Source organism: Schumannella luteola, assembly GCF_013408685.1.
Taxonomy (GTDB): Bacteria; Actinomycetota; Actinomycetes; order Actinomycetales; family Microbacteriaceae; genus Schumannella; species Schumannella luteola.
Map to the genome: position 1 here is coordinate 990,566 of NZ_JACBZY010000001.1, position 20,551 is coordinate 1,011,116.

16 protein-coding genes and 1 pseudogene are annotated in these 20,551 nt (G+C 73.0%); 11 read left to right on the forward strand and 6 right to left on the reverse strand.

The window, feature by feature from the left end; genetic code table 11:
* The first annotated feature begins 94 nt into the window (after positions 1 to 94).
* Entirely contained in the window at positions 95 to 1,429 is a 1,335-nt protein-coding gene (locus BJ979_RS04405; RefSeq protein WP_179565572.1) for a Glu/Leu/Phe/Val family dehydrogenase, read from the forward strand.
* Between the two features lie 109 nt (positions 1,430 to 1,538).
* Here BJ979_RS04405 and BJ979_RS04410 read toward each other — a convergent pair whose 3' ends face one another.
* The 3 genes from BJ979_RS04410 to BJ979_RS04420 are packed head-to-tail and all read right to left on the reverse strand — an operon-like array spanning position 1,539 to position 5,298.
* On the reverse strand, positions 1,539 to 3,713 hold the full coding sequence (locus tag BJ979_RS04410; RefSeq protein ID WP_179565574.1) for a YhgE/Pip domain-containing protein: 2,175 nt from the start codon (positions 3,711 to 3,713) through the stop codon (positions 1,539 to 1,541).
* Positions 3,714 to 3,715: 2 nt separating this feature from the next.
* Positions 3,716 to 4,546 (reverse strand): hypothetical protein, encoded by an 831-nt coding sequence (locus BJ979_RS04415; protein WP_179565576.1) that lies wholly within the window; start codon positions 4,544 to 4,546, stop codon positions 3,716 to 3,718.
* Positions 4,543 to 5,298, reverse strand: a complete 756-nt coding sequence (locus BJ979_RS04420; protein ID WP_179565578.1) for a TetR family transcriptional regulator — start codon at positions 5,296 to 5,298, stop codon at positions 4,543 to 4,545. Before BJ979_RS04420 ends, BJ979_RS04415 begins: the two co-directional genes overlap by 4 nt.
* A 147-nt stretch (positions 5,299 to 5,445) precedes the next feature.
* Between BJ979_RS04420 and BJ979_RS04425 the strand changes: the two genes are divergently transcribed.
* From BJ979_RS04425 to BJ979_RS04435, 3 genes are all read left to right on the forward strand, one after another.
* Positions 5,446 to 6,732, forward strand: a complete 1,287-nt coding sequence (locus tag BJ979_RS04425) for an adenylosuccinate synthase (RefSeq protein WP_179565580.1) — start codon at positions 5,446 to 5,448, stop codon at positions 6,730 to 6,732.
* Positions 6,733 to 7,165: 433 nt separating this feature from the next.
* Entirely contained in the window at positions 7,166 to 7,828 is a 663-nt protein-coding gene (locus BJ979_RS04430) for a GNAT family N-acetyltransferase (RefSeq protein ID WP_179565582.1), read from the forward strand.
* Positions 7,829 to 8,109: 281 nt separating this feature from the next.
* A complete protein-coding gene (locus BJ979_RS04435; protein ID WP_179565584.1) occupies positions 8,110 to 8,409 on the forward strand; it encodes a Dabb family protein in 300 nt (99 codons plus the stop codon).
* A gap of 170 nt (positions 8,410 to 8,579) precedes the next feature.
* On the opposite strand, the gene BJ979_RS04440 is transcribed toward BJ979_RS04435, so the two are convergent.
* Complete coding sequence (locus tag BJ979_RS04440) at positions 8,580 to 9,440, reverse strand: NAD-dependent epimerase/dehydratase family protein (RefSeq protein ID WP_179565586.1); 861 nt, start codon at positions 9,438 to 9,440, stop codon at positions 8,580 to 8,582.
* A gap of 208 nt (positions 9,441 to 9,648) precedes the next feature.
* Between BJ979_RS04440 and BJ979_RS04445 the strand changes: the two genes are divergently transcribed.
* The 7 genes and pseudogenes from BJ979_RS04445 to BJ979_RS04475 all read left to right on the forward strand — a co-directional run bounded on the left by BJ979_RS04445 (position 9,649) and on the right by BJ979_RS04475 (position 17,413).
* A complete protein-coding gene (locus BJ979_RS04445) occupies positions 9,649 to 10,287 on the forward strand; it encodes a hypothetical protein (protein WP_179565588.1) in 639 nt (212 codons plus the stop codon).
* A 196-nt stretch (positions 10,288 to 10,483) separates the two neighbouring features.
* Positions 10,484 to 11,155, forward strand: a pseudogene (locus tag BJ979_RS04450) (ABC transporter ATP-binding protein); the annotation flags it as partial.
* A 260-nt stretch (positions 11,156 to 11,415) separates the two neighbouring features.
* The gene (locus BJ979_RS04455; protein WP_179565598.1) at positions 11,416 to 12,756 is read left to right on the forward strand and encodes an FtsX-like permease family protein; all 1,341 of its coding nucleotides are present in this window, start codon (positions 11,416 to 11,418) and stop codon (positions 12,754 to 12,756) included.
* 93 nt (positions 12,757 to 12,849) lie between these two features.
* Positions 12,850 to 13,221, forward strand: a complete 372-nt coding sequence (locus tag BJ979_RS04460) for a chorismate mutase (protein ID WP_179565600.1) — start codon at positions 12,850 to 12,852, stop codon at positions 13,219 to 13,221.
* Between the two features lie 280 nt (positions 13,222 to 13,501).
* Positions 13,502 to 14,089 (forward strand): PadR family transcriptional regulator, encoded by a 588-nt coding sequence (locus BJ979_RS04465; RefSeq protein WP_179565602.1) that lies wholly within the window; start codon positions 13,502 to 13,504, stop codon positions 14,087 to 14,089.
* Positions 14,086 to 15,732, forward strand: coding sequence for a DHA2 family efflux MFS transporter permease subunit (locus BJ979_RS04470; protein WP_179565604.1), 1,647 nt, complete (start codon positions 14,086 to 14,088; stop codon positions 15,730 to 15,732). Before BJ979_RS04465 ends, BJ979_RS04470 begins: the two co-directional genes overlap by 4 nt.
* 229 nt (positions 15,733 to 15,961) lie before the next feature.
* Positions 15,962 to 17,413 carry a cadherin-like beta sandwich domain-containing protein gene (locus BJ979_RS04475; protein WP_179565606.1) on the forward strand — a complete coding sequence of 484 codons (1,452 nt, stop codon included), beginning with the start codon at positions 15,962 to 15,964 and terminating at the stop codon, positions 17,411 to 17,413.
* Between the two features lie 549 nt (positions 17,414 to 17,962).
* Here the strand turns inward: BJ979_RS04475 and BJ979_RS04480 are convergent.
* Positions 17,963 to 19,468 carry a LamG-like jellyroll fold domain-containing protein gene (locus tag BJ979_RS04480; RefSeq protein WP_179565608.1) on the reverse strand — a complete coding sequence of 502 codons (1,506 nt, stop codon included), beginning with the start codon at positions 19,466 to 19,468 and terminating at the stop codon, positions 17,963 to 17,965.
* 384 nt (positions 19,469 to 19,852) lie between these two features.
* On the reverse strand, positions 19,853 to 20,479 hold the full coding sequence (locus BJ979_RS04485) for a M73 family metallopeptidase (protein WP_218853432.1): 627 nt from the start codon (positions 20,477 to 20,479) through the stop codon (positions 19,853 to 19,855).
* Positions 20,480 to 20,551: the final 72 nt, after the last annotated feature.

Sequence of the window (20,551 nt, forward strand, 5' to 3'; positions counted from 1 at the left end):
TCGCCGACTCGCAAGAGACGTTCTGTCGAATCGCTCTGGTGCCATGCCGAAACGGCAGGGGATCCCGCGCGCGGGCGCTCCTAGCCTCGACGGCATGAGCCTCACCGTCGAGCCGTCCCTCGCCACCGGCACGTCAGCATCCACCCCGACCGTCGCCGCTGCCGCGGCACCCGCGCATCCCTCCCCGCTCGTCGACGCGCGCGCCCAGCTGGCCGCCGCCATCGAGCTGCTCGGCTACGACGAGGGCACCCACGCGATGCTCGCGACCTCGCGCCGCGAGATGACCGTGAGCATCCCGCTGCGGCACGACGACGGACGCATCGAGGTGCTCACCGGCCACCGCGTGCAGCACAACATCTCGCGCGGGCCCGCGAAGGGCGGACTGCGCTACGCCCCGAACGTCGACCTCGACGAGGTGCGGGCGCTGGCGATGTGGATGACGTGGAAGTGCGCCCTGCTCGACGTGCCCTACGGCGGCGCGAAGGGCGGCGTCGCCGTCGACCCGCGCGCGCTGAGCACCCCCGAGCTCGAGCGCGTCACCCGCCGCTACACGAGCGAGATCCTGCCGATCATCGGGCCGCAGCAGGACATCCCGGCCCCCGACATCGGCACTGACGAGCAGACCATGGCGTGGATCATGGACACCTTCTCGGTCGCCCGCGGTCATACCGTGCCCGGCGTCGTCACCGGCAAGCCGCTCAGCCTCGGCGGCTCGCTCGGCCGCCCGAGCGCGACCAGCCGCGGCGTCGTGCACGTGGCGGATGCGGCGCTGCGCTCGGTCGGCATCACCCCGTCGGGTGCGACGGCGGCCGTGCAGGGCTTCGGCAAGGTCGGGCGGGGTGCGGCGCAGTTCCTCGCCGAGGCGGGTGCGAAGGTCGTCGCGGTGAGCGACCAGTACGGCGCCGTGTACGCCTCGACCGGGCTCGACATCCCCGCGCTCGCCGAGCACGTCGACCGCACCGGCTCGGTCGTCGGCTTCGGCGGCAGCTCCTCCGGTGCCGACGAGCTCGACGCGGCCGAGCTGCTCACGCTCGACGTCGACCTGCTCGTGCCCGCCGCCGTCGAGGGCGTGCTGCACGGCGGCAACGCCGCCGACGTGCGCGCGAAGGTCATCGTCGAGGGCGCGAACGGCCCGACCACCGGCGAGGCCGACCGCATCCTCAACGCCTCGGGTGTGCTCGTCGTGCCCGACATCCTCGCCAACGCCGGCGGCGTGCTCGTGTCGTACTTCGAGTGGGTGCAGGCCAATCAGGCCTACCGCTGGGGCGCGCAGGAGGTCGAAGACCGGCTCGCGTCGCGCATGAGCGAGGCGTGGATGAACGTGGCCGACCACGCCCGCCGCCACGACCTGACCCTGCGCACCGCGGCCACCGCGCTCGCGGTGCAGCGCGTCGCCGAAGCCCACAAGCTGCGGGGCCTCTACCCCTGATCCGCCGCTTTCCGTATCTCAGCAGCATCCGTTCGTTGTGCCATCGAAGTGGCGGACGCGACGGATGCTGCTGAGAAGCCGAGTGCCGGGTGCCCGGTCAGTCGGCGGGTCAGCCGCCGATCGGCGAGGGGCGCAGCTCGCGCAGCGTGCGGAAGCGCGACTGCTTCGCGGCGCCCGCGATCGACAGCGCCAGCGCCACGACCAGCCAGATCACCAGGGTGAGCAGCGCGCTCGAGAGCCCGGCCGCACCGCCGCCGTAGAGCAGTGCCCGGATGCCGTCCACGGCGTGCGACATCGGCAGCGCCTGGTGCAGGGCGGCGAGCGGCGCGGGCAGCGTCTGCCAGGGGAAGGTGCCGCCGGCGGTGACGAGCTGCACGACCATGAGCACGAGTCCGAGGAACTGCCCGACGCTGCCGAGCCACACGTTCAGCGCCATCACGATCGCCGCGTAGGTGACCGTGACGAGCGCCATGAAGCCGAGCAGCTCGACCGGATGCGCCATCTTCAGTCCCAGCGGGCCGGCGAGCACCAGGAACAGCCCGACCATCTGCACGACGCCGAGCAGCGCGGGCGTCGCCCAGCCTGCGAGCGCGGTCGAGACCGGACGCCGCACCGCCGTCAGCGCGCGCCGCGACAGCGGACGCACGAGCAGGAAGAGCGCGTAGATGCCGATCCACGCGGCTAGGCTGATGAAGAACGGCGCGAGCCCGGCGCCGTAGTTCTCGGCCTCGGTCTGCGAGGTGCGCTTCACGTTCACCGGATCGGCGACGGCCTTCGCCGCGGCGGCGCGCTGGGCATCCGTCTTCGACGGGGTCTGCGCGACGCCGTCGACGAGCTTGCCGTGCAGGGTGTCGGCGCCGTCGGCGAGCTTGGTCGTGCCGTCGGCGAGGTCGGATGCTCCGCTCGCGAGCTGACCCGTGCCCGTCTTCAGAGTACTCGCGCCGCTCGCGAGCTGGGCGGTGCCCGACTTCAGCGCGGTCGCGCCGGTCGCGAGCTGCGCCGTGCCGTCCTTCAGCGCGGATGCGCCGGTCGACACCTGCGAAGCCCCGTCGGCCACCTGGGCCGAGCCGGACTTCGCGGTCTGCGCACCGGAGGCGAGCGCCGCGGCGCCGGCCGAGGCGTCGGAGACGGCCTTCTTCAGCGCCGGGGCGGCGGCCGAGAGATCGGCGGCGCCGGCGGCGGCGCCCGCCGTGGCGGTCTGCAGCGGCGAACCGGTGGCCGTGTCGTCTGCGAGCGCCGCGACCAGGCGCGTCAGCTCGGCCTTGTCGGCGTCGCTGATGGTCGAGCTCGCGAGCGCCGCGGCCAGCCGCGTCTGGGCATCGGTCGCGGTGCCGTGCAGGGTCGTCACCTGCCCGGCGACGAAGCCGGTGCCCTGGGCGAGGGCGGCCGCAGCGGTCGGCAGCTCCGCGGTCTTCGCGGTCAGCTCGGCGAGCCCCGTGCTCACGAGGGCGAGCTTGTCGGCGATCGTGCCGATGCCGGTCGACACCGCCTGCGCGCCGGACGCGGTCGCGGCCGCGCCGTCGGCGAGCTTCGCCGCACCGGACGACGCGCTCGCGGCCCCGTCGGCCAGCTTCGATGCTCCGTCGGATGCGGTCTGCGCACCCGCCGTGAGCCTGCCGGCCCCCGCATCCACCTCGCTCGCGCCGGAGGCGAGCTTCGTCGCGCCGTCGGATGCGGTGTGCGCTCCGTCGCTGAGCTGCTGGGCGCCGTCCGCGGCATCCGAGAGGCCGTCGCGCAGCGACTGCACGCCATCGAGCAGCTGCAGCGTCGCCGCGCGCCCGACCTTCTCGACGATCGCCGCGCGCACGGTCGTCGTCGCCTGCGTCGCGATCGTCGACGAGAGGTAGCTGTTGGTGTCGCTCGTGATGAGTCCGAGGCGGGCCGGCGCCGGCGCATCCCCCGACGCGGAGGCGATGCGCGAGCTGAAGTCGGCCGGGAACTCGACCGCGAAATCGTAGGTGCCGTTCTTCACCCCGCGGCTCGCGGCGACCGCGCTGACCTCGTGCCAGGCGAACTTCTTGCCGTCGAGCAGGGTCTTCGCCGCCTCGCGGCCGTAGTTCTGCTGCTCGCCGTCGACCTTCGCGCCCTCGTCGGCGACCACGATCGCGGCGGGCACCTTGTCGAGCGAGCCGTAGGGGTCCTTGTTGCCCCAGAGGTACAGGCCGCCGTAGACGACCGGGATGGTCATGAGCGCCACGAGGGCGAGCACGGCCATGCGGCTCGACACGAGGCGCGCGAACTCGGCGCGCACGCTCGTCGTGATCGTGCGGAAGAAGGTGGACATCGTCAGTGCTCCTGAGCGGCGGGACGTGCGGCGGCCGGGTCGGCCGTCGCGCTCGCGGTTGCGGTGGAGCCGGCTTCGTCGTCGGCGGTGGGGGAGGCGGAGAGCGCCTCGGGGGTCGTGGATGCGGCGGGTGCGGGTGCGGGTGCGGGTGCGGGTGCGGGTGCGGGTGCGGGTGCGGCCGGCTCCGGCTCCGGATGCGCGGCGGGCGCGGACCCGTCGCTCGCGCCGGCCGCGCGCAGCAGCGCCGCCGTCGCCTCGTCGGTCACGACGATCGTCAGCACACCGCGCGCGGCGACCTGCCGAACCTCGCCGAACCAGCCGCGCGGGTCGCCGCCGTGGCGCTCGGGCGAGGTGATGACGAGCGCCTCGATGCCGTCGCGCAGCAGCGCGAGCTCGCTGAGCAGGCGGATGCGCGGCGCCGCCGGCACCGCCCGCAGCGGCACGCGCGCGTGGTCGGCGAGGCCGTGCTTGGTGAGCACCGCATCCACCGCCCGTCGCGACGACGGCGCTCCGGCGAAGGCGAGCTCCTCGGCCACGACCGTGCGCAGGGCGACGCCGGGACTCGGCTCGCTCGTGCCGGGGGTGTCGACGAGGGCGACGCGGCGGCGCAGCTCGGCGGTGTCATCCGAGCCGTCGATGAGCACCTCGCCGGCGGTCGGCTTGAGGCGCCCCCCGAGCAGCAGCGAGAGCAGCTGCGGGCGCTCGGCGGTCTCGACGGCGAGCGCGATCGGAGCGGCGGGTTGCGCGGCGCTGGTCTCGGCGACGACATCCATCGCGGGAACGGCGGCGGCCAGGCCCTCGCCGAGGGCGAGGCGGCGGGCGGTGATCCTCATCGCGAGACCTCCGCATCCAGCGCGTCGTCGGCGGTGCCGTGTCCGGCCGCCTCCGCATCCAGCTTGACGGCCTCCTCGGCCGGCACCAGGTCGATCGCCTGCGTCGCGGGCCACAGCGGGTCGACGCGGTCGGGCGCGGCCACGAGCTCGGGGTCGCCGTCGATGAGCGCGGCGGCGTCGCGCCAGCCGAGCCCGGCGGCGGTCAGCGCGAGCGAGGCGGCGAGGCGCCGGCTCGCGGCGTCGGAGAGGCCCTCGCGCACGCTCGCGGCGAAGACCGACAGAGCGGCGTCCTCCACGAGGCGCGCGAGCAGGGCGGCGGGGATGTCGTCGCGCAGGCGTCCGGCGGCGGCGCCCTCCTCGAGCGCGGCCGCGATGCGCACGCGCAACGGGGTGAGGGCGGCATCGACGATCTCGGCGCGCGGTCCCCGCACGGTCGTGATGGCCATGGTCCGCACGCCGGCGATCTCGTCCCAGGCGCGCACGGCGATGAGGGCGAGGCGGCGGATCGGGTCGGTCTCGTCGATGCCGTCCATCGCGGCGACCACGCGCTCGCTGCCGCGCTGCGCGAGGGCGTCGAGCAGCGCATCGCGGTTGGGGAAGTGCCCGTAGATCGTGCGGCGGGTCAGGCCCGCCTCTGCGGCGATGGCCTCGAGCGAGGCGTTCGGCTCGCGGTTGAGCAGCACACGCGCGGCGTCGAGCAGCGCCTCGCGGTTGGCGGCCGCGTCGCGGCGCGGGGCTCGGTTCTCTCTCACGCCCCCATCGTACGAACTTGCACACCGTTGTGCAAGTTAACGTGTGGATGTGCGGCGCGCATCCACCTGGACGTCACGTCACAGGGTCGAAACGCACTCATTGGTACGGTGGGGTGTAATCCCTCACGAACGGAATGGGAGATCGGCATGCCCGGAATCGTGCTCATCGGCGCTCAGTGGGGTGACGAAGGCAAGGGCAAGGCGACGGACCTGCTCGGCAGCCGCACCGACTACGTCGTCAAGTTCAACGGCGGCAACAACGCCGGCCACACGGTCGTGGTCGGCGACGAGAAGTACGCGCTGCACCTGCTGCCCAGCGGCATCCTCACACCCGGCGTCACGCCCGTCATCGCCAACGGCGTCGTCGTCGACATCGAGGTGCTGTTCCAGGAGCTCGAGGCCCTCGCGACCCGCGGCGTGGATGTGTCGAAGCTGCTCGTCAGCGCCAACGCGCACGTCATCACGCACTACCACCGCACGGTCGACAAGGTCACCGAGCGCTTCCTCGGCAAGCGCCAGATCGGCACCACCGGCCGCGGCATCGGCCCCGCGTACGCCGACAAGATCAACCGCGTCGGCATCCGCATCCAGGACCTCTTCGACGAGAACATCCTGCGCCAGAAGGTCGAAGGCGCCCTCGACCAGAAGAACCACCTGCTGGTCAAGGTCTACAACCGCCGCGCGATCGAGGCGAACGAGGTCATCGACGACCTGCTGAGCTACGTCGACCGCCTGCAGCCGATGGTCGCCGACACCGGACTGGTGCTGAACCAGGCGCTGGATGCCGGCAAGACCGTGCTGTTCGAGGGCGGCCAGGCGACGATGCTCGATGTCGACCACGGCACCTACCCCTTCGTCACCTCGTCGAACGCGACCAGCGGCGGCGCCGCGACCGGCTCGGGCGTCGCGCCGACCCGCTTCGACCGCGTCATCGCCGTCGTCAAGGCGTACACGACCCGCGTCGGCGCCGGCCCGTTCCCGACGGAGCTCTTCGACGAGTGGGGCGAGTTCCTCAGCGACCGCGGCGCCGAGTTCGGCACCACGACCGGCCGCCGCCGCCGTACCGGCTGGTACGACGTGCCGATCGCCCGCTACTCGGCCCGCATCAACGGCGTCACCGACTTCGTGCTCACCAAGCTGGATGTGCTCACCGGCCTCGAGACCATCCCGGTCGCCGTCGCCTACGACGTGGATGGCGTGCGTCACGACGAGCTGCCGGTGAACCAGAGCGACTTCCACCACGCGAAGCCGATCTACGAGGAGTTCCCCGGCTGGAGCGAGGACGTCTCGGGCGCCCGTTCGTTCGAGGAGCTGCCGAAGGCCGCGCAGGACTACGTGCTCGCGCTCGAGGACCTCAGCGGATCCCGCATGTCGGCGATCGGCGTCGGCCCCGGCCGCGACGCGATCGTCGTGCGGCACGACCTGCTCGACTGAGCGACGGGCGCTCGCGCGTGATCCGCGCTCGCTGCGTTGAAGCGGCGGTGCGCGGATACTGCTCAACGGGGTAGGTGAAGTCGCGGGCGGCGCTGCTGCGACATGTCGCCAGTATCCGGTGCCGTGTGCGACCTGCCGCAGGTTGGTCGGCCGGGGGTGCGCGGATACTGCCGAGGGGGCACGCGGATACTGCTCAACGGGGCGGGCGAGGTCGCGGGCGGCGCTGACGCGACGTCTCGCCAGTATCGCGAGAGAGCCACGCGGATCGGCGAGGGCCCGCGCGCGGCCGGGCCAGCGGATGCGCGGTGGACCGCGGCGTGATTGGCGCGCCCGGCGCATCCCTCGCCCGGCCCGCGCGCGGCCGGGCCAGCGGATGCGCGGTGGACCGCGGCGTGATTGGCGCGCCCGGCGCATCCCTCGCCAGGATGGGCGGGTGACTGCCACGCGCCCCGCCCCGACCGTGCTGACCGGCCGCTTCGTGCGCCTCGAGCCCTTCGACGCCGACGCGCACACCGACGGGCTGTTCGCCGCACTCGCGCACCCGGAGGTGTTCGCGGGCGGATACGGCGGCGGCCCGGCGGGACTGCCCGCCGACCGCCCGGCCTTCGGCGAATGGGTCACCGGCTACGGCAACGCCGCCGATGCCCGCAAGTTCGTGGTCCGCCTCGTGGGCGACTCCGCGGACGAGGATGCCGGCAGCGCCGGCGGCACGATCGTCGGCGCCTCGACGCTCGGCGACCTCGACGAGCACCGCGAGGAGGTGCACCTCGGCTGGACCGGCTACGACCCGCGGGTCTGGGGCACCGCGGTCAACCCCGAGACGAAGCTGCTGCTGCTCGGGCACGCCTTCGCGCACGGCTACGGGCGCGTGAAGATCCAGGCCGACAGCGCCAACGAGCGCTCGCGCGCCGCGATCCTCAAGCTCGGCGCCACCTTCGAAGGTGTTCTGCGCCGCGATCGCGTGCGCGCCGACGGCACCTTCAGCGGCACGGCGGTGCACTCGATCCTCATCGACGAGTGGCCCGCGGTGCGCGCCGGCCTCGAGCAGCGCCTCGCCCGCCACACGGCTCCGGTCGAGCTCGCCGACCGGAGCTGAGCCGCCTGACTGAGCCATACGGCTGGGCGGCCCGACCGGGCCGCACCGCGCGTCCGCATGCGGCCGGCCCCTGCGGTCGGACCGTGCGGGATCGCGCGGGATCGCGCGTCCGCACGATGTCGGATCAGCGCCGATGCCGCCCCGCATCACGTCGCGGTGTGTCTCTGCGGCCGACGCTGTGCACCCGGTGCCGCCCGCGGTCGATGCTGCGCGCCCCGGTGCCATGGCACTCGACTGGGCGGCGCGGGCACGCATCCTCGTGCGCTCAGTAGGCTCGGCCCATGCTGCGCCACGTGCTGATCTTCACGCTCAAGTCCGACGACCCGACCGAGAAGGCGCACCAGGTGGCCGAGATCCGCGCCAAGCTCGTCGGACTGATGGACGTCATCCCCGAGATCAAGCGCATGGATGTTCCGGCCGACTCGACCGGCATCCCGCGCAACGGCGACTTCGCGATCGACTCCGACTTCGACGACGCGGCCGGGCTGCAGGCCTACATCGACCACCCGGCGCACGTCGAGGTCGCGAAGTTCATCGGCACCCTCGTCGCATCGCGTGCCGCGATCGACTTCACGCTCTGACGCCGGCGTCGTCGACGCTGACGTCATCGACGCCGTCCGCGGGGTGACGTAACTCAGGAGAATCCGCCTCATCCGAGCCGTTCTGGCCCGGATGGTGCCGGATCTCCTGAGTTACGACGCAGAGTTCCGTGTCAGCCGCGCGCGGACGCCTCAGCCGCGCCCGGCCGACCTCAGCCGCGGGCCGCCGCCAGCTCCGCGAGGAGCGAGCGGCTGTTGGGCTCCCAGCCGAGCTCGCTGCGGGCCTTCGAGCCGCGCGCCTGCTGGTCGAGCAGCAGCGCATCCGCGAACGCCTCGCCGAGCCGCTCCCGCGCCGACTCGACCGAGCCGGCGACGACCGAGCCGTCGGGTCCGGCGATCGCCTCGCCGATCTCGCGCACGGTCGGGTTCTCGCCGCTCGCGCCGATGTAGGTCGTGTGGCCCTCGCTGCGCTCGAGCGCGATGACGTAGAGCTCGGCGAGGTCGCCGGTCGAGACGGTCGTCCAGTGCTGGTCGCCCGAGCCGATCAGCTGCAGCGCGCCGTCGGCGTCGCGCGGCGCATCCTTCTGCAGAGCCGGGATGCCGGTGCCGCCGGGGCCGTAGACGACGGCGGGCGCGATGAGCGTGGCCTTGATGTCGGAGCCGAGGATGCGCCCCTCAGGTCCGGCGCGCCACCCGGTGATCGCGGGCGGGTTCTGGGCGTCGTCTTCGCTGATGTCGGCGCCGGATCCCCAGACCCAGATGCCGCCGGTGTGCACGTAGGGCTTGTCGGTGCCCGCGAAGCCGGCGATGACCGCATCCACGACGGCGTCGTCGAGGGCCGGGCCCTGGTTGTCGGTGGCGAGGTGGATGGCCCCGTCGACCTCGCGCAGCTTCGTCGCCAGCCAGGTGCTGTCGCTGAGGTCGCCGACGACGGCCGTGGCGCCGTGCGCGCTGACCTTCGCCGCGGACTCGTTGCTGCGCACGATCGCGGTCACCTCGTGACCGGAATCGAGCAGGGCGGCGAGGGTGGCGGTGCCGATGAGGCCGGTGCCTCCGGTGAGCAGGACGCGCATGGGGTTCCTTCCGTTGCGTGCTGGCGTACTCGTGCGTACGTGCGATCCAACCGGATGCGGCGAGGCGCGATTCCCCGACGGCATCCGGCGCGTCTCTCAGCGTCGCATCCCGAGCCCGGCGCCGCCGGCACGTGCAGGCGTTCGCTAGCCTTCCGGTGAGAATCGCTCGATCAGACGCGCGGTCGGCGTGCGACGGAGGTGCCCCGAGATGACCGATCCGACCCAGCCCCCGCGCTCGTACCCGGCGCCGGATGCCTTCAGCGGGTCGCCCGGCTCGAACGGCGGCGGCCCGATCCCCGCCCCCGCCGGACCGCTCTGGCGTCGTGTGCTGGCGGGCGTGGTCATCGTGCTCGGCTCGACGGTCGTGCTGCCCTGGCTCGTGCTGGGCCCCGGCGTCGCGCGGGAGTTCGCGGTGGATGCGGGTTTCGTGCGCACCTGGCTGCTGCTCGGCGTCGTCGGCGCCGTGCTCATCCTCGCGGGACTGCTCATCAGTCCGGCGGGTCTCGGCCGGCGGGTCTTCGCGATCGCAGCGCTCGTGGTCGCCGCGGCGCTCGCCACCGTGTTCGGCGGGGTGCTGCAGCAGAACGTGCGCATGGCCGCGGCGCTCGCCGTGCTCGTGGCGGGAGGCCTCATCGTGGTCGGGGTGTTCCGGGTCTTCGGCGTGCGCGGTGCGGGCTGGCTGCTCGCGCTGCTGCTGATCGGTCCCGTGCTCGGGGTCGTGATCGCGCCGAACGCCGCCGTGCTGGTCGCGGCGCCCGCCTTCGTCGGCGTCGTCGTGGCGCTCGGCTGGCTGGTGGGGCACCTCATGAACCGGCCGCGGGCGCTCACGGCTGCTCCCATGCGCTGACGCGTCGGGGTCATCCGGGCGGATGACGCCCGCGGGATGACGTGACCGAGCGAAACCCGCCCTGGTGCCGACGCCCGGCGACGCGCATCCGCGTGGGATGGGACCCATGAGCGATCAGACCCCCACCTCCTTCGCCGACCGCGCCGCCGCGGCTGCGCCGAACCGCCCGTCCGTGCCGGGCGGCGATCCGCATCCGGTGCTCGCCGCCTCCGGCCTGAGCAAGACCTACGGTCAGACCGTCGCCCTCGGCGGCGTCGACCTCGCGGTCGGCCGCGGCGAGGCGGTCGCGATCATGGGCGCCTCCGGATCGGGCAAGACGACGCTGCTGCACTGCCTGGCCGGCATCGTGCCGCCGGATGCGGGCAGCATCCGCTTCGCCGGTCCGGGCGGCTCGGTCGAGGTCGCCGGCCTGTCGGAGGGCGAGCGCTCGCGCCTGCGCCGCGAGGCCTTCGGCTTCGTGTTCCAGCAGGGGCTGCTCGTGCCCGAGCTGACCGCGATCGAGAACGTCGCGCTCTCGCTCATGGTCGGCGGCGTCGGCCGACGTGAAGCCGAGCAGCACGCCCTCGGCTGGCTCGCCGACCTCGGGCTCTCGGGTCTCGAGCAGCGCCGCATCGGCCAGCTCTCGGGCGGGCAGGCGCAGCGCGTCGCCATCGCTCGCGCCCTCGTCACCGGCGCTCCGGTGATCTTCGCCGACGAGCCGACCGGAGCCCTCGACTCGCACACCTCGAGCGAGGTGATGGATGCGCTGCTGCGCATCGTCACCGACTACGGCCGCACGCTCGTGGTCGTCACCCACGACGCCGACGTCGCCGCCCGCTGCACCCGCACGGTGCACATGCGCGACGGGCGGATCGTGGATGCGCCGGTCGCACCGGGTGCACAGGCCGCCCCGGTCGCGGGGTCGGCTCCCGCGCCGGGCGCGCCGTTCACCGGCGCGACATCCGCCGTCGCGGCTGACGCCCTCGTCCCCACCCCGGCCGGACCTGCCGAGCCGGCGACCTGGCCCGAGGCGACCGCGCCCTGGACCCCGGCCGCGACCCCGCCTGTGCAGCACCCGGGCGCCGGCTCGCACCACACCGGCCCGCATTTCGGGGCCACCCCCGCCACCGACGCCGAGGAGTCGCAGCGATGATCGCCCGCCTGACCTGGATGCTCGCGCGCCCCGGCCGCGCCGGCCTCGGCCTCACCCTGCTGCCGATCATCGCCTTCGCGGTCGTGACGACGCTGCTGTTGACCGTGATCGGCGGCGCGCAGACGCTGTGGAACGCTCCTGGCGACATCCGCTTCATCTACCAGCTGCTCACGGTCGTGGCGCTCGCGCTGCTCGTCGTGCCGCTGCTGAGCCTCGGCGGTGCAGCCGCCCGCCTCGCCGCCCGCCGCCGCGACGACCGGCTCGCCACGCTGCGCCTCCTCGGCGCGAGCACCGCGACCGTCAGCGCCGTCGCCGTGCTCGAGTCGGGCGCCCTCGCGCTCGCCGGAGCCCTTGCCGGGGGCGTGCTCTCGCTCGCCGTCGCCCCGCTCGTCGGCCTCATCCCCTTCCTCGGTCATCCGCTCGGCGCCCTCAACGTGCTGGTCGCGCCGTGGGGCATCGTGGCGGTCGTCGCCGGCGTCGTCGCGGTCGCGATCGCCTCGGCCGTGCTCGGTCTGCGCAAGGTCGTGCTGTCGCCGCTCGGCGTGCGGATGCGCACCGACGCCCCGCGTCAGGGCTGGATCGCCGTCGTGATCGGCGTGCTCGGCATCGCGGGTGCGTCGTTCCTCTCCTCCGCGCTGGGGGCCGCCGGCTCGGTCGTGGTCATGATCGTCATGGCCGGCGCCGCCTTCGCGGGCGCTCTCGCGCTGATGAACCTGATCGGACCGTGGCTGATCGGCGTGGTCGCCCGGCGGCGGGTGCGCAGCGCATCCACCCCGGCGAAGCTGCTGGCGGCGCGGGCGATCCTCGAGTCGCCGAAGGCCGCCTGGCGTCAGGTGAGCGCGAGCGCGACGGCGAGCTTCGTCGCGGTGTTCGCGGGCACCGGCGCCTCGCTGCTCAACATCATGAACGGCGAGGATCTGCGCGACCAGGATGCGCTGCTCGCCGTCGACATCCGCACCGGCGTGATCGTCACGGTCGTCGGCACCTTCCTCATGGTCGCGTGCGCCGTCGGCGTGACGCAGGCCGCGACGATCCTCGACCGCATCGAGGTGAACCGCAGCCTCGGCCACCTCGGAACGCCGCTGAGCGTGATCGAGCGCGCCCGCCTCGGCACGGTCGTGGTGCCGCTGCTGACCACGTCGATCACGGCCGCCGTCGCCGCGGTCGTGGTGGTGCTGCCGCTCGCCGGGCTCGCGCTCGTGCTGGCTCCGCTGTCGGTGGGGATGATCGTGGTCGCCCTGCTCGCCGGCGTCGGCCTGGTGCTGCTCGGTCTGCTCGCGACCCGCCCGCTGCAGGCCCGCGCGCTCTCGACCGAGCCGGCGGCGGCATCCGCCTGATCGCGATCGACGACCGGCTCTCCCACCTTCCCGCCTCGCCGTGCGCCCTCTGCGGCGCGCGGCGAAGCGGGCTCGATCGGTAGGCTCGCGGGCATGGTGGATGCGGCCCAGAACCCCGACAGCGACGGCACCTCGGGTGCCGGCAGCGCCGAGAGCGGCGAGGTCGAGGCGGCCCGCGCCGCCGCGCTCGAGCAGCTCTCGGGCATCCGCCTCTCGATCGACAACATCGACGCGGCGCTGATCCACCTGCTGGCTGAGCGCTTCAAGTTCACGCAGAACGTCGGCGTGCTGAAGGCGAAGCACGGCCTGCCGCCGAGCGACCCCGACCGCGAGCGCAAGCAGATCGCCCGCCTGCGCGAGCTGGCGCTGGCGGCGCAGCTCGACCCCGCCTTCGCCGAGAAGTGGTTCAACTTCGTGGTGGCCGAGGTCATCCACCACCACGAGCGCCTGCAGTCGGAGGCCTGAGCGCCGCCGCGCTCGCTCGGCGCACCCGCGCTCCCCGCACGTCCCGACGACCCCGCCCGGCTCCGGCCCGGCGGGGTCGTCTGCGTGTCGGCGGCTACTGGAAACGTGGATGCCACCGCGGCTTCACGAAGAAGAAGTTGCGCCGTAACTATTCCGCGGCGTATATTCCACGTGGAATAGTTCTGACGGAGTGATCCGCCTGTTCCCGCAGCACAACCACATCCACCACGCTCACCCGAGCCGACCGCCCACCACCCGGCCGGCTCCCGTCTGAGGAACCATGTCCGAGCTCACGCCCCTCGCCGTCGCTGCCCTCGGCCTGCTGGAAGAGCGCCCGATGCATCCCTACGAGATGTACCAGGTGCTCATGCAGCGGTCGGAGGATCGCCTGCTCAAGGTGCGCCCCGGATCCCTCTACCACGCCGTCGATCGCCTGGCCCGAGGCGGCCACGTGCGCGCGACCGGCACCGAGCGCGAGGGCAACCGCCCCGAGCGCACGACCTACGAGATCACCGACGCCGGCAGCGTCGCGCTCCAGGCGCGGCTCAGCGCGATGCTCGGCGAGTACGTCAACGAGTACCCCGTCTTCCCGCTCGCCATCGGCGAGAGCCACAACCTGGCTCCGGATGCGGTCGCGACCCTCTTGGAGGCCCGCCTCGCGGGCCTGCGGCAGGAGCTGGCCGACTACCACGTCGGCCGGCAGACGGTCACGGCCAAGGGACTGCCCGAGGCCTACTGGCTCGACATCGACTACAAGATCACCCTCCTCCAGACCGAGATCGAGTGGCATCAGGCCACCATCGCCCGCCTCCAGAGCGGCGACCTCACCTGGAATCCGGAACACACGAAAGAAAGCAACAGACCATGACCACCATCCCCGGCGCCCACGGCGCCCCGCCTGTCGCCAAGCCCTGGCCGGCGCTCTGGTCGCTGATCGTCGGCTTCTTCATGATCCTCATCGACACGACGATCGTCTCGGTCGCCAACCCGAAGATCATGGAGGGCCTCGGCACCGACATCAACGCCGTCATCTGGGTCACGAGCGCCTATCTGCTCGCCTACGCGGTGCCGCTGCTCATCACCGGCCGCCTCGGTGACCGCTTCGGACCGAAGAACCTCTACCTCGCCGGTCTCGTCGTCTTCACGCTCTCGTCGCTCTGGTGCGGATTCGCCGGCACCATCGAGATGCTGATCGTCGCCCGCATCGCGCAGGGCCTCGGCGCCGCGCTCATGACGCCGCAGACGATGGCCGTCATCACCCGCATCTTCCCGCCCGACAAGCGCGGCGCGGCGATGGGCATCTGGGGCTCGGTCGCCGGCGTCGCCACGCTCGTCGGCCCGATCCTCGGCGGCGTGCTCGTCGACAGCCTCGGCTGGGCGTGGATCTTCTTCATCAACCTGCCCATCGGCGTCGTCGGATTCTTCCTGGCGCTGCGCTTCGTGCCGAAGCTCGAGACCCACCAGCACAGCTTCGACATCCTCGGCGTCGTGCTCAGCGGCGCGGGCATGTTCCTGCTCGTCTTCGGCATCCAGGAGCTCAACAGCGACTCGATCGCCACGGGCGTCAAGTGGGCGATGATCGTCGCCGGCATCGTGGTGCTCGCCCTGTTCGTCATCTGGCAGGCGCTCAACCGCAAGGAGCCGCTGCTGCCGCTGAAGCTGTTCCGCGACCGCAACTTCTCGCTCGCGAACGGCGCCATCACGGCGGTCGGCTTCACCGTCACCTGCCTGTCGCTGCCGCTCGTGTTCTTCTTCCAGATCGTCTACGGCTACTCGCCCACGCAGTCGGCGCTCATGCTCGTGCCGATGGCCGTAGTCTCGACCGCGATCGCGCCCTTCGTGGGCCGCCGCCTCGACACGATGAACCCGCGCAACTTCGCGATCATCGGAACCGTGCTGCTCTCGGCATCCCTGTTCCTCTACTCCCGCATGCTCACGCCGGATGACACGCAGTGGGCCTGGCTGCTGATCCCCAGCGCGATCATGGGTGTGGCGAACGGCTTCATGTGGGCGCCGATCTCGAACACCGCGACGCGCAACCTCGCCCCGCAGCAGGCGGGCGCCGGCTCGGGCGTCTTCAACACGACCCGCCAGATCGGCGCGGTCATCGGCTCGGCGTCGATCGCCGCGCTCATCGAGTCGCGTCTCGCCGCGAACCTGCCGGCGATGCCCGGCGGCGGCAAGGTCAGCGAGGCCAGCTTCGGCGGGGGCGCCCTGCCCGAGGCGCTGAAGCAGGGCTTCACGGATGCGATGTCGCAGGCGATCCTGCTGCCGGCCTTCGGCGCGCTGCTCGCCGCGATCATCGTGGTCTGGTTCGCCAAGCCGAAGCGCCGCGAGGGCTGGGGCTCGGGCGCCGGCAACACGACGGGATCCCTGTCGCTGACGGATGCCGTGATCGAGACCGCCGGTCAGCCGGTCGTAGGCGGGGCCGGTGCGGCCGCCGCCGGAGCGGCCCCGGTCGAGGCGGTCGAAGCCGTGACCGGCTCGCACGACCTCACGACCAAGGAGTGAGCCGGATGCGCGGGTGAGGTCGCGCATCCATCCCGAAGCGCCCCGGTGAGTGATCGCCGGGGCGCTTCTGCGTTCCGCGATCGGGCTCGGGGCGAGCCCGGAGCCGCGTTCTGTCCACCCCCGTTCTGGGGGTGCTGTGAGTTGAGCGCGCGTCGGCTATGTTGCGCGCGTGACCCCCACACCGCGGTCGACCCGACGACCGTCCCCCGTTCTGCCTGCCCTCGGCGCCGTGACCGCGATCGTCGCGGCCCTCGTCGTGGCGCCGTCATCGGCTTCCGCCGATGCGCTGAATCCCTCGCCGGATGCGACCACGGGCGTCGCATCCTCGAGCAGCACCGAGGCCCCGGCCGCCGACTCCGGCGGATCGGCCTCCGCTGATCCTGGCTCGACCGGCGTCCCCGCGCCGGCTGTCCCGCCGGCTCCGCCGATCCCCTTCGGCCCGATCGCACCCCCGATCCCTGCTCCGGCTCCGGCTCCGGACGCCGCGGTGCCGGCTTCGCCCGCCGGCGATCCCGCCGCACCGAACCCGGCCCCGGCCTCGACGCCGTCGGCGCCGACCGCATCCGGCCCGGCCGCCGACGACTCCGCCGCGCGCGAGGTCCCGGCCGCTTCCGCGGTTCCGGCTGCCCCGGCCCCGAGTGCGGCCGCCGTCCCGGCCGCCGCACTCTCCTCGAACGCCGCGCTGGCGACGCTCGCCCTGCACGAGGCCGGCGGCGCCGTTCTCAGCCCGGGTTTCGCGCCCGCGACGACCGAGTACCGCGTCGAGCTCGCGCCGGGCGTCTCCGAGCTCGTGCTCGAGGCCGTCGCCGCCGATGGAGCAGCCACGGTGGATATCGCCGGGCGCGCCGACGGCAGCACGAACTGGCAGTACTTCAAGCTCCCGCTCGGGACTAAGGTGCTGCCGGTCACGGTCACCGCCGCCGACGGGGTGACGACGGCGACCTATCGCGTCACCGTCGAGCGTCTCGCCTCCGACGACACCCGCCTCGGGGCGCTCGTGGTGCTGCCGAGCGGAATGACTCCCGACTTCGACGCCGACGTGCTCGACTACGAGCTCGAGCTGCCGAACTGGAACTCGACGACCTGGATCGCGGCCGAGACGCTCGATCCGGCCGCGAAGGCCTCGATCGAGCTCGACGGACGTCCGCTGGTGTCCGGTCGCTTCGTCTTCGCCGCGATCGAGCTGCCGACCGGGCGCACGGTCGTGACGGTCACGACGACCGCGGAAGACGGCCTCACCTCGCGCATCCACACGATCACGATCGTGCGGGCCGCGGGAACCGGCCCCTCGGCCAGCCCGTCGCCGGGCGTGAGCGGATCGCCGTCACCGAGCGCATCGCCGTCGACGGGGCCCTCCGAGGGCCCCTCGGAGGAGCCGTCGGAGGAGCCGTCGGAGGAGCCCTCGGAGGAGCCCTCGACCGGTCCGTCGCCGTCGCCCAGCGTCACGCCGAGCGTCGATGCCGAGGAGACGACCGCGCCCAGCCCCTCGCCGAGCAGCGGAGTGGATGCCGAATCCACGACGGCGCCGTCGACCCCGCCGCGTCGTGGCGCCGACCCGCACGCGCTCGCCAGCACCGGCTCCGATGCGCTGCTCGGCCTGCTGGTCGCGATCGCGCTGCTCGTCGGCGGCCTCCTGGTGACACGCGGCTCGCGCTGGGCATCCGCCGGACGCCGGGACTGATCCCCTCGGGTCTGGCCGGCCAGCGCGGTCGGCCGGGCTCGAACTGGAGCCGGACCGGACTCGAATCGGGGTCGAAGCGAGCGACGCGGAGAGCCGAGCTCGATCCGCGACGCGACCTGAGAGTGTGCGGTGGTCCCGAGCGCCCGAAATGCTCGGGACCACCGTGCGGAGGAGGACTCCGCGCGCGACACCGGGGGTACGGCGACGCGGGTGACGGCGTTCCGGGTGTCCCCGGTGTCCGTCGATGACAGCGTCACCGGTGCCCCGGTCCGGCTGTCTGACGACGACGATCGGACCCGAAGCCGAGCGCCGTCATCGTCCCGCTCCGCCCGTCTGGAGGGCGGTCGGAGCGGTGGTCTGTTGAGTTGAGGTCGGTGTGAGCGTGTGGGGGATGCGCGGCGCGTGCAGGCCGCCGCGCATCCCGGGCCCGGAACCCGGCGCGCCTCTGGCTGAGGTGAGGCGCGCCGGGAACCGGGGCTGAGGTCCGGCGCCGCAGCTGGGTCCGCGGCGCCGGGGTCTGTGCAGTTGAGGTGGATGCGCTGCCGCGGTTCAGCGGCCGGCGTTCTTATGCGCGGTGACCTGCGCCTGCGTCAACGCGGTCGAGTAGACGGCCGCGTTGTCGATCGAGCCGACGAATCCGCCGGGCGTGGTCGCGAGCGGCCAGCCGCCGATGTTGTCGGCGCCGACGCGCCAGAAGCCCGTCGTGCCCTCCGAGGTGGCCTGCGCGAGCGACGCGACGAGGGTGCCGTCGACGTAGAGCTTCATGCCCGTGCCGGCGCCGCCGGTCGTGCCGTCCATGACGGCGACCATGTGGTGCCAGGCGCCGTCCTTATAGGAGAGCAGGCTGGTGGCGGTCTTGTAGCCGCCGCTGTACACGCCGAAGGTGAGCTGGCCGAGGCTGTTCATGTAGACGTGGCGGTCGTAGCTGCCCGAGGTGCCGGTCTGCGAGTTGCCGTAGCCGATGATGCGCCCGCCGGTCGAGTTCGTCGGCGCGTTGAACCAGGCCTCGATGCTGTACGTGTTCGGGGTCGCCGTGGCGGTCGCGCTCGTCGGGTTGACGCTGCCCGAGCCGTTGAGCGTGATGTAGCTGCCGCCCGCCGAGCACGCGCCGGCCACGCGGGCGACGCCGCTCGTCGAGAAGGTGCCTGTGCGCGCGTTGGCGGTGGTGTCGCCCGCGACGGTGCCGCCGCCCTCGTTGAAGCGCCACGAGAAGGTGGGCGAGTCGAGCGGAGCGGTCACGCCGGTCGTGCCCGCGCACCAGTCGTTGCCGAGCGCCTGGGCGGCGAAGCCGTTGGCGGCGTTGCTCGCGCCGGTCGAGGCGAAGGCCGAGTGGGCCTGACCGGCGACGAGCATCGCGCTCGTGGTCAGCAGGGCGGCGACGCCGACGCCGAGGCGCGCGGTGCGGCCGCGGTTGCGACGGCGCGGGCGACTGATCGGCACGTCGTTCTCGTCGCGGCGGCGGCGCAGGTGGCGGTCGGTGCCGGCGAGGATGACGAGCGAGGCGAGGCCGATGGCGGCGGCGGCATCCAGCATCCACCGGTGCTCGGCGGTCCAGACGATCGGCAGCGCGACGAGCGGAGCGCGCAGCACGGCGATGCCGTGGATGTGCGCGAGCGTCACGGGGCTCGAGTCGGCCTCGGGGTTGGCGTCGCCCTTGGTGAAGTACTTGCCGTCTTCGACGCGCTCGAGGCGGTGCATGCGCAGGCGGCCCTCGTGGTCGGGGTCGTCGACGAGGATGACGCGGCCGGGAACCAGGTCGGCCTTCGCGGCCGGCATCGAGACGATCACGTCGCCGGCGAAGAAGCGCGGCGCCATCGAGTTGCTCATGACGGTGGTGCTGGTCCAGCCGAAGGCGGTGGGCAGGGCGGTCCAGAGCAGGGCGCCGATGATGCTGAAGAGCAGCGTGCGGGCGAGCGTCGCGAAGACGAGTCGGGCCCAGTCGCCCCAGGCGATCTCGCGGCGGGCGACGCGCGCCACGACCTGCTCGATCGACCCGGTGACCGGCGCGAGCACCTCGGCGACCGTGGAGGTCGCGGTGCTCGGTGCGCTGGTCATGATGTCCTCGGGTGCTCGGGCGGTGCTGCGGGCGGGTGGTGCGGCTGGTCGTTCGGGTGACCGTGGTTCTGAGGGCCGGGGCTGCGGCGGCGGCCCGGCGGATGCGCTGCGGGCGGCGGGCCGGGGTTCTTCCGGCGAGTCGTGGCCCGGTTCCCGCGGCGGCTGAGTTGCCGCGGGAACCGGGAGCTGCACATCCGGGTCGTGGGTGAGGCGGCATCCGGACCTCCCCACTCGCTCGAGGAGCGGGGCCGTGCGGTGGTGCTGGTGGTGCTGCCGGCCTTCTCGCCCGGCCCGTCGATCTCCCTCTACGAGGGACCGGGCGAGATGGTCGGCGGTTCGGCAGGGAATCCCCCCAGATCCCGCCGAAGCAGATCAGAACAGCGGTCAGCTGTTCTGGGCCTCCCACGTGAAGCCGAGAGCGGCGGTGCCGCCCTGCGCCGAGTTCGGCGCGGTCGACTGCACGGTGTAGGTGAACTGGTAGGCGCGGGTCTCCGAGGCGGCGCCCGTGGTGGTCCAGCTGGTGATGCCGTTGGCGTAGCTCGAGTAGCTGCTGCCGAAGTTGGCGAGCGTGCCCGAGTAGACGGCCGAGCCCGAGGCGAGCGGCGTGAAGCCGGTGCAGCTCGAGCTGGTGGCGCCGGAGCCCTGCGTGATGGTGAGGTCGATGTAGCTCGACAGCGCGTTGGTCGTGGCGGCCGAGGAGCCGTAGAGCTTGACGACCGAGGGCAGCGAGCCGGTCGAGGTGACGAGGATGCACTTGGTGCCGGTCGAGCCGGGCTTCAGGTTGCCGGCGCTCGCCGCGGTGGTGTTGAACATGGCGACGTTCGCGTCGTCGTCGGTGAGGGCGACGGTGCCGGCCGACCAGTTGTTGGTCGGGTTCGAGGTCGTGGCCGAGAAGGCCGAGTACGAGCCGCCGGCGACGGCGGCGCCCGAGATGAGCACGGCGGCCGGAACGGCGATCCACGCGGCCAGCTTGGCGGCGCGGCGGGTGGGACGGGCGATGTGACGGGACATGGTTCGTGATCTCCAGATGGTCTATGTCGGGCCGGGAATGGGTTCGATCCGTTCGGCGGCTCGATCCCCCAG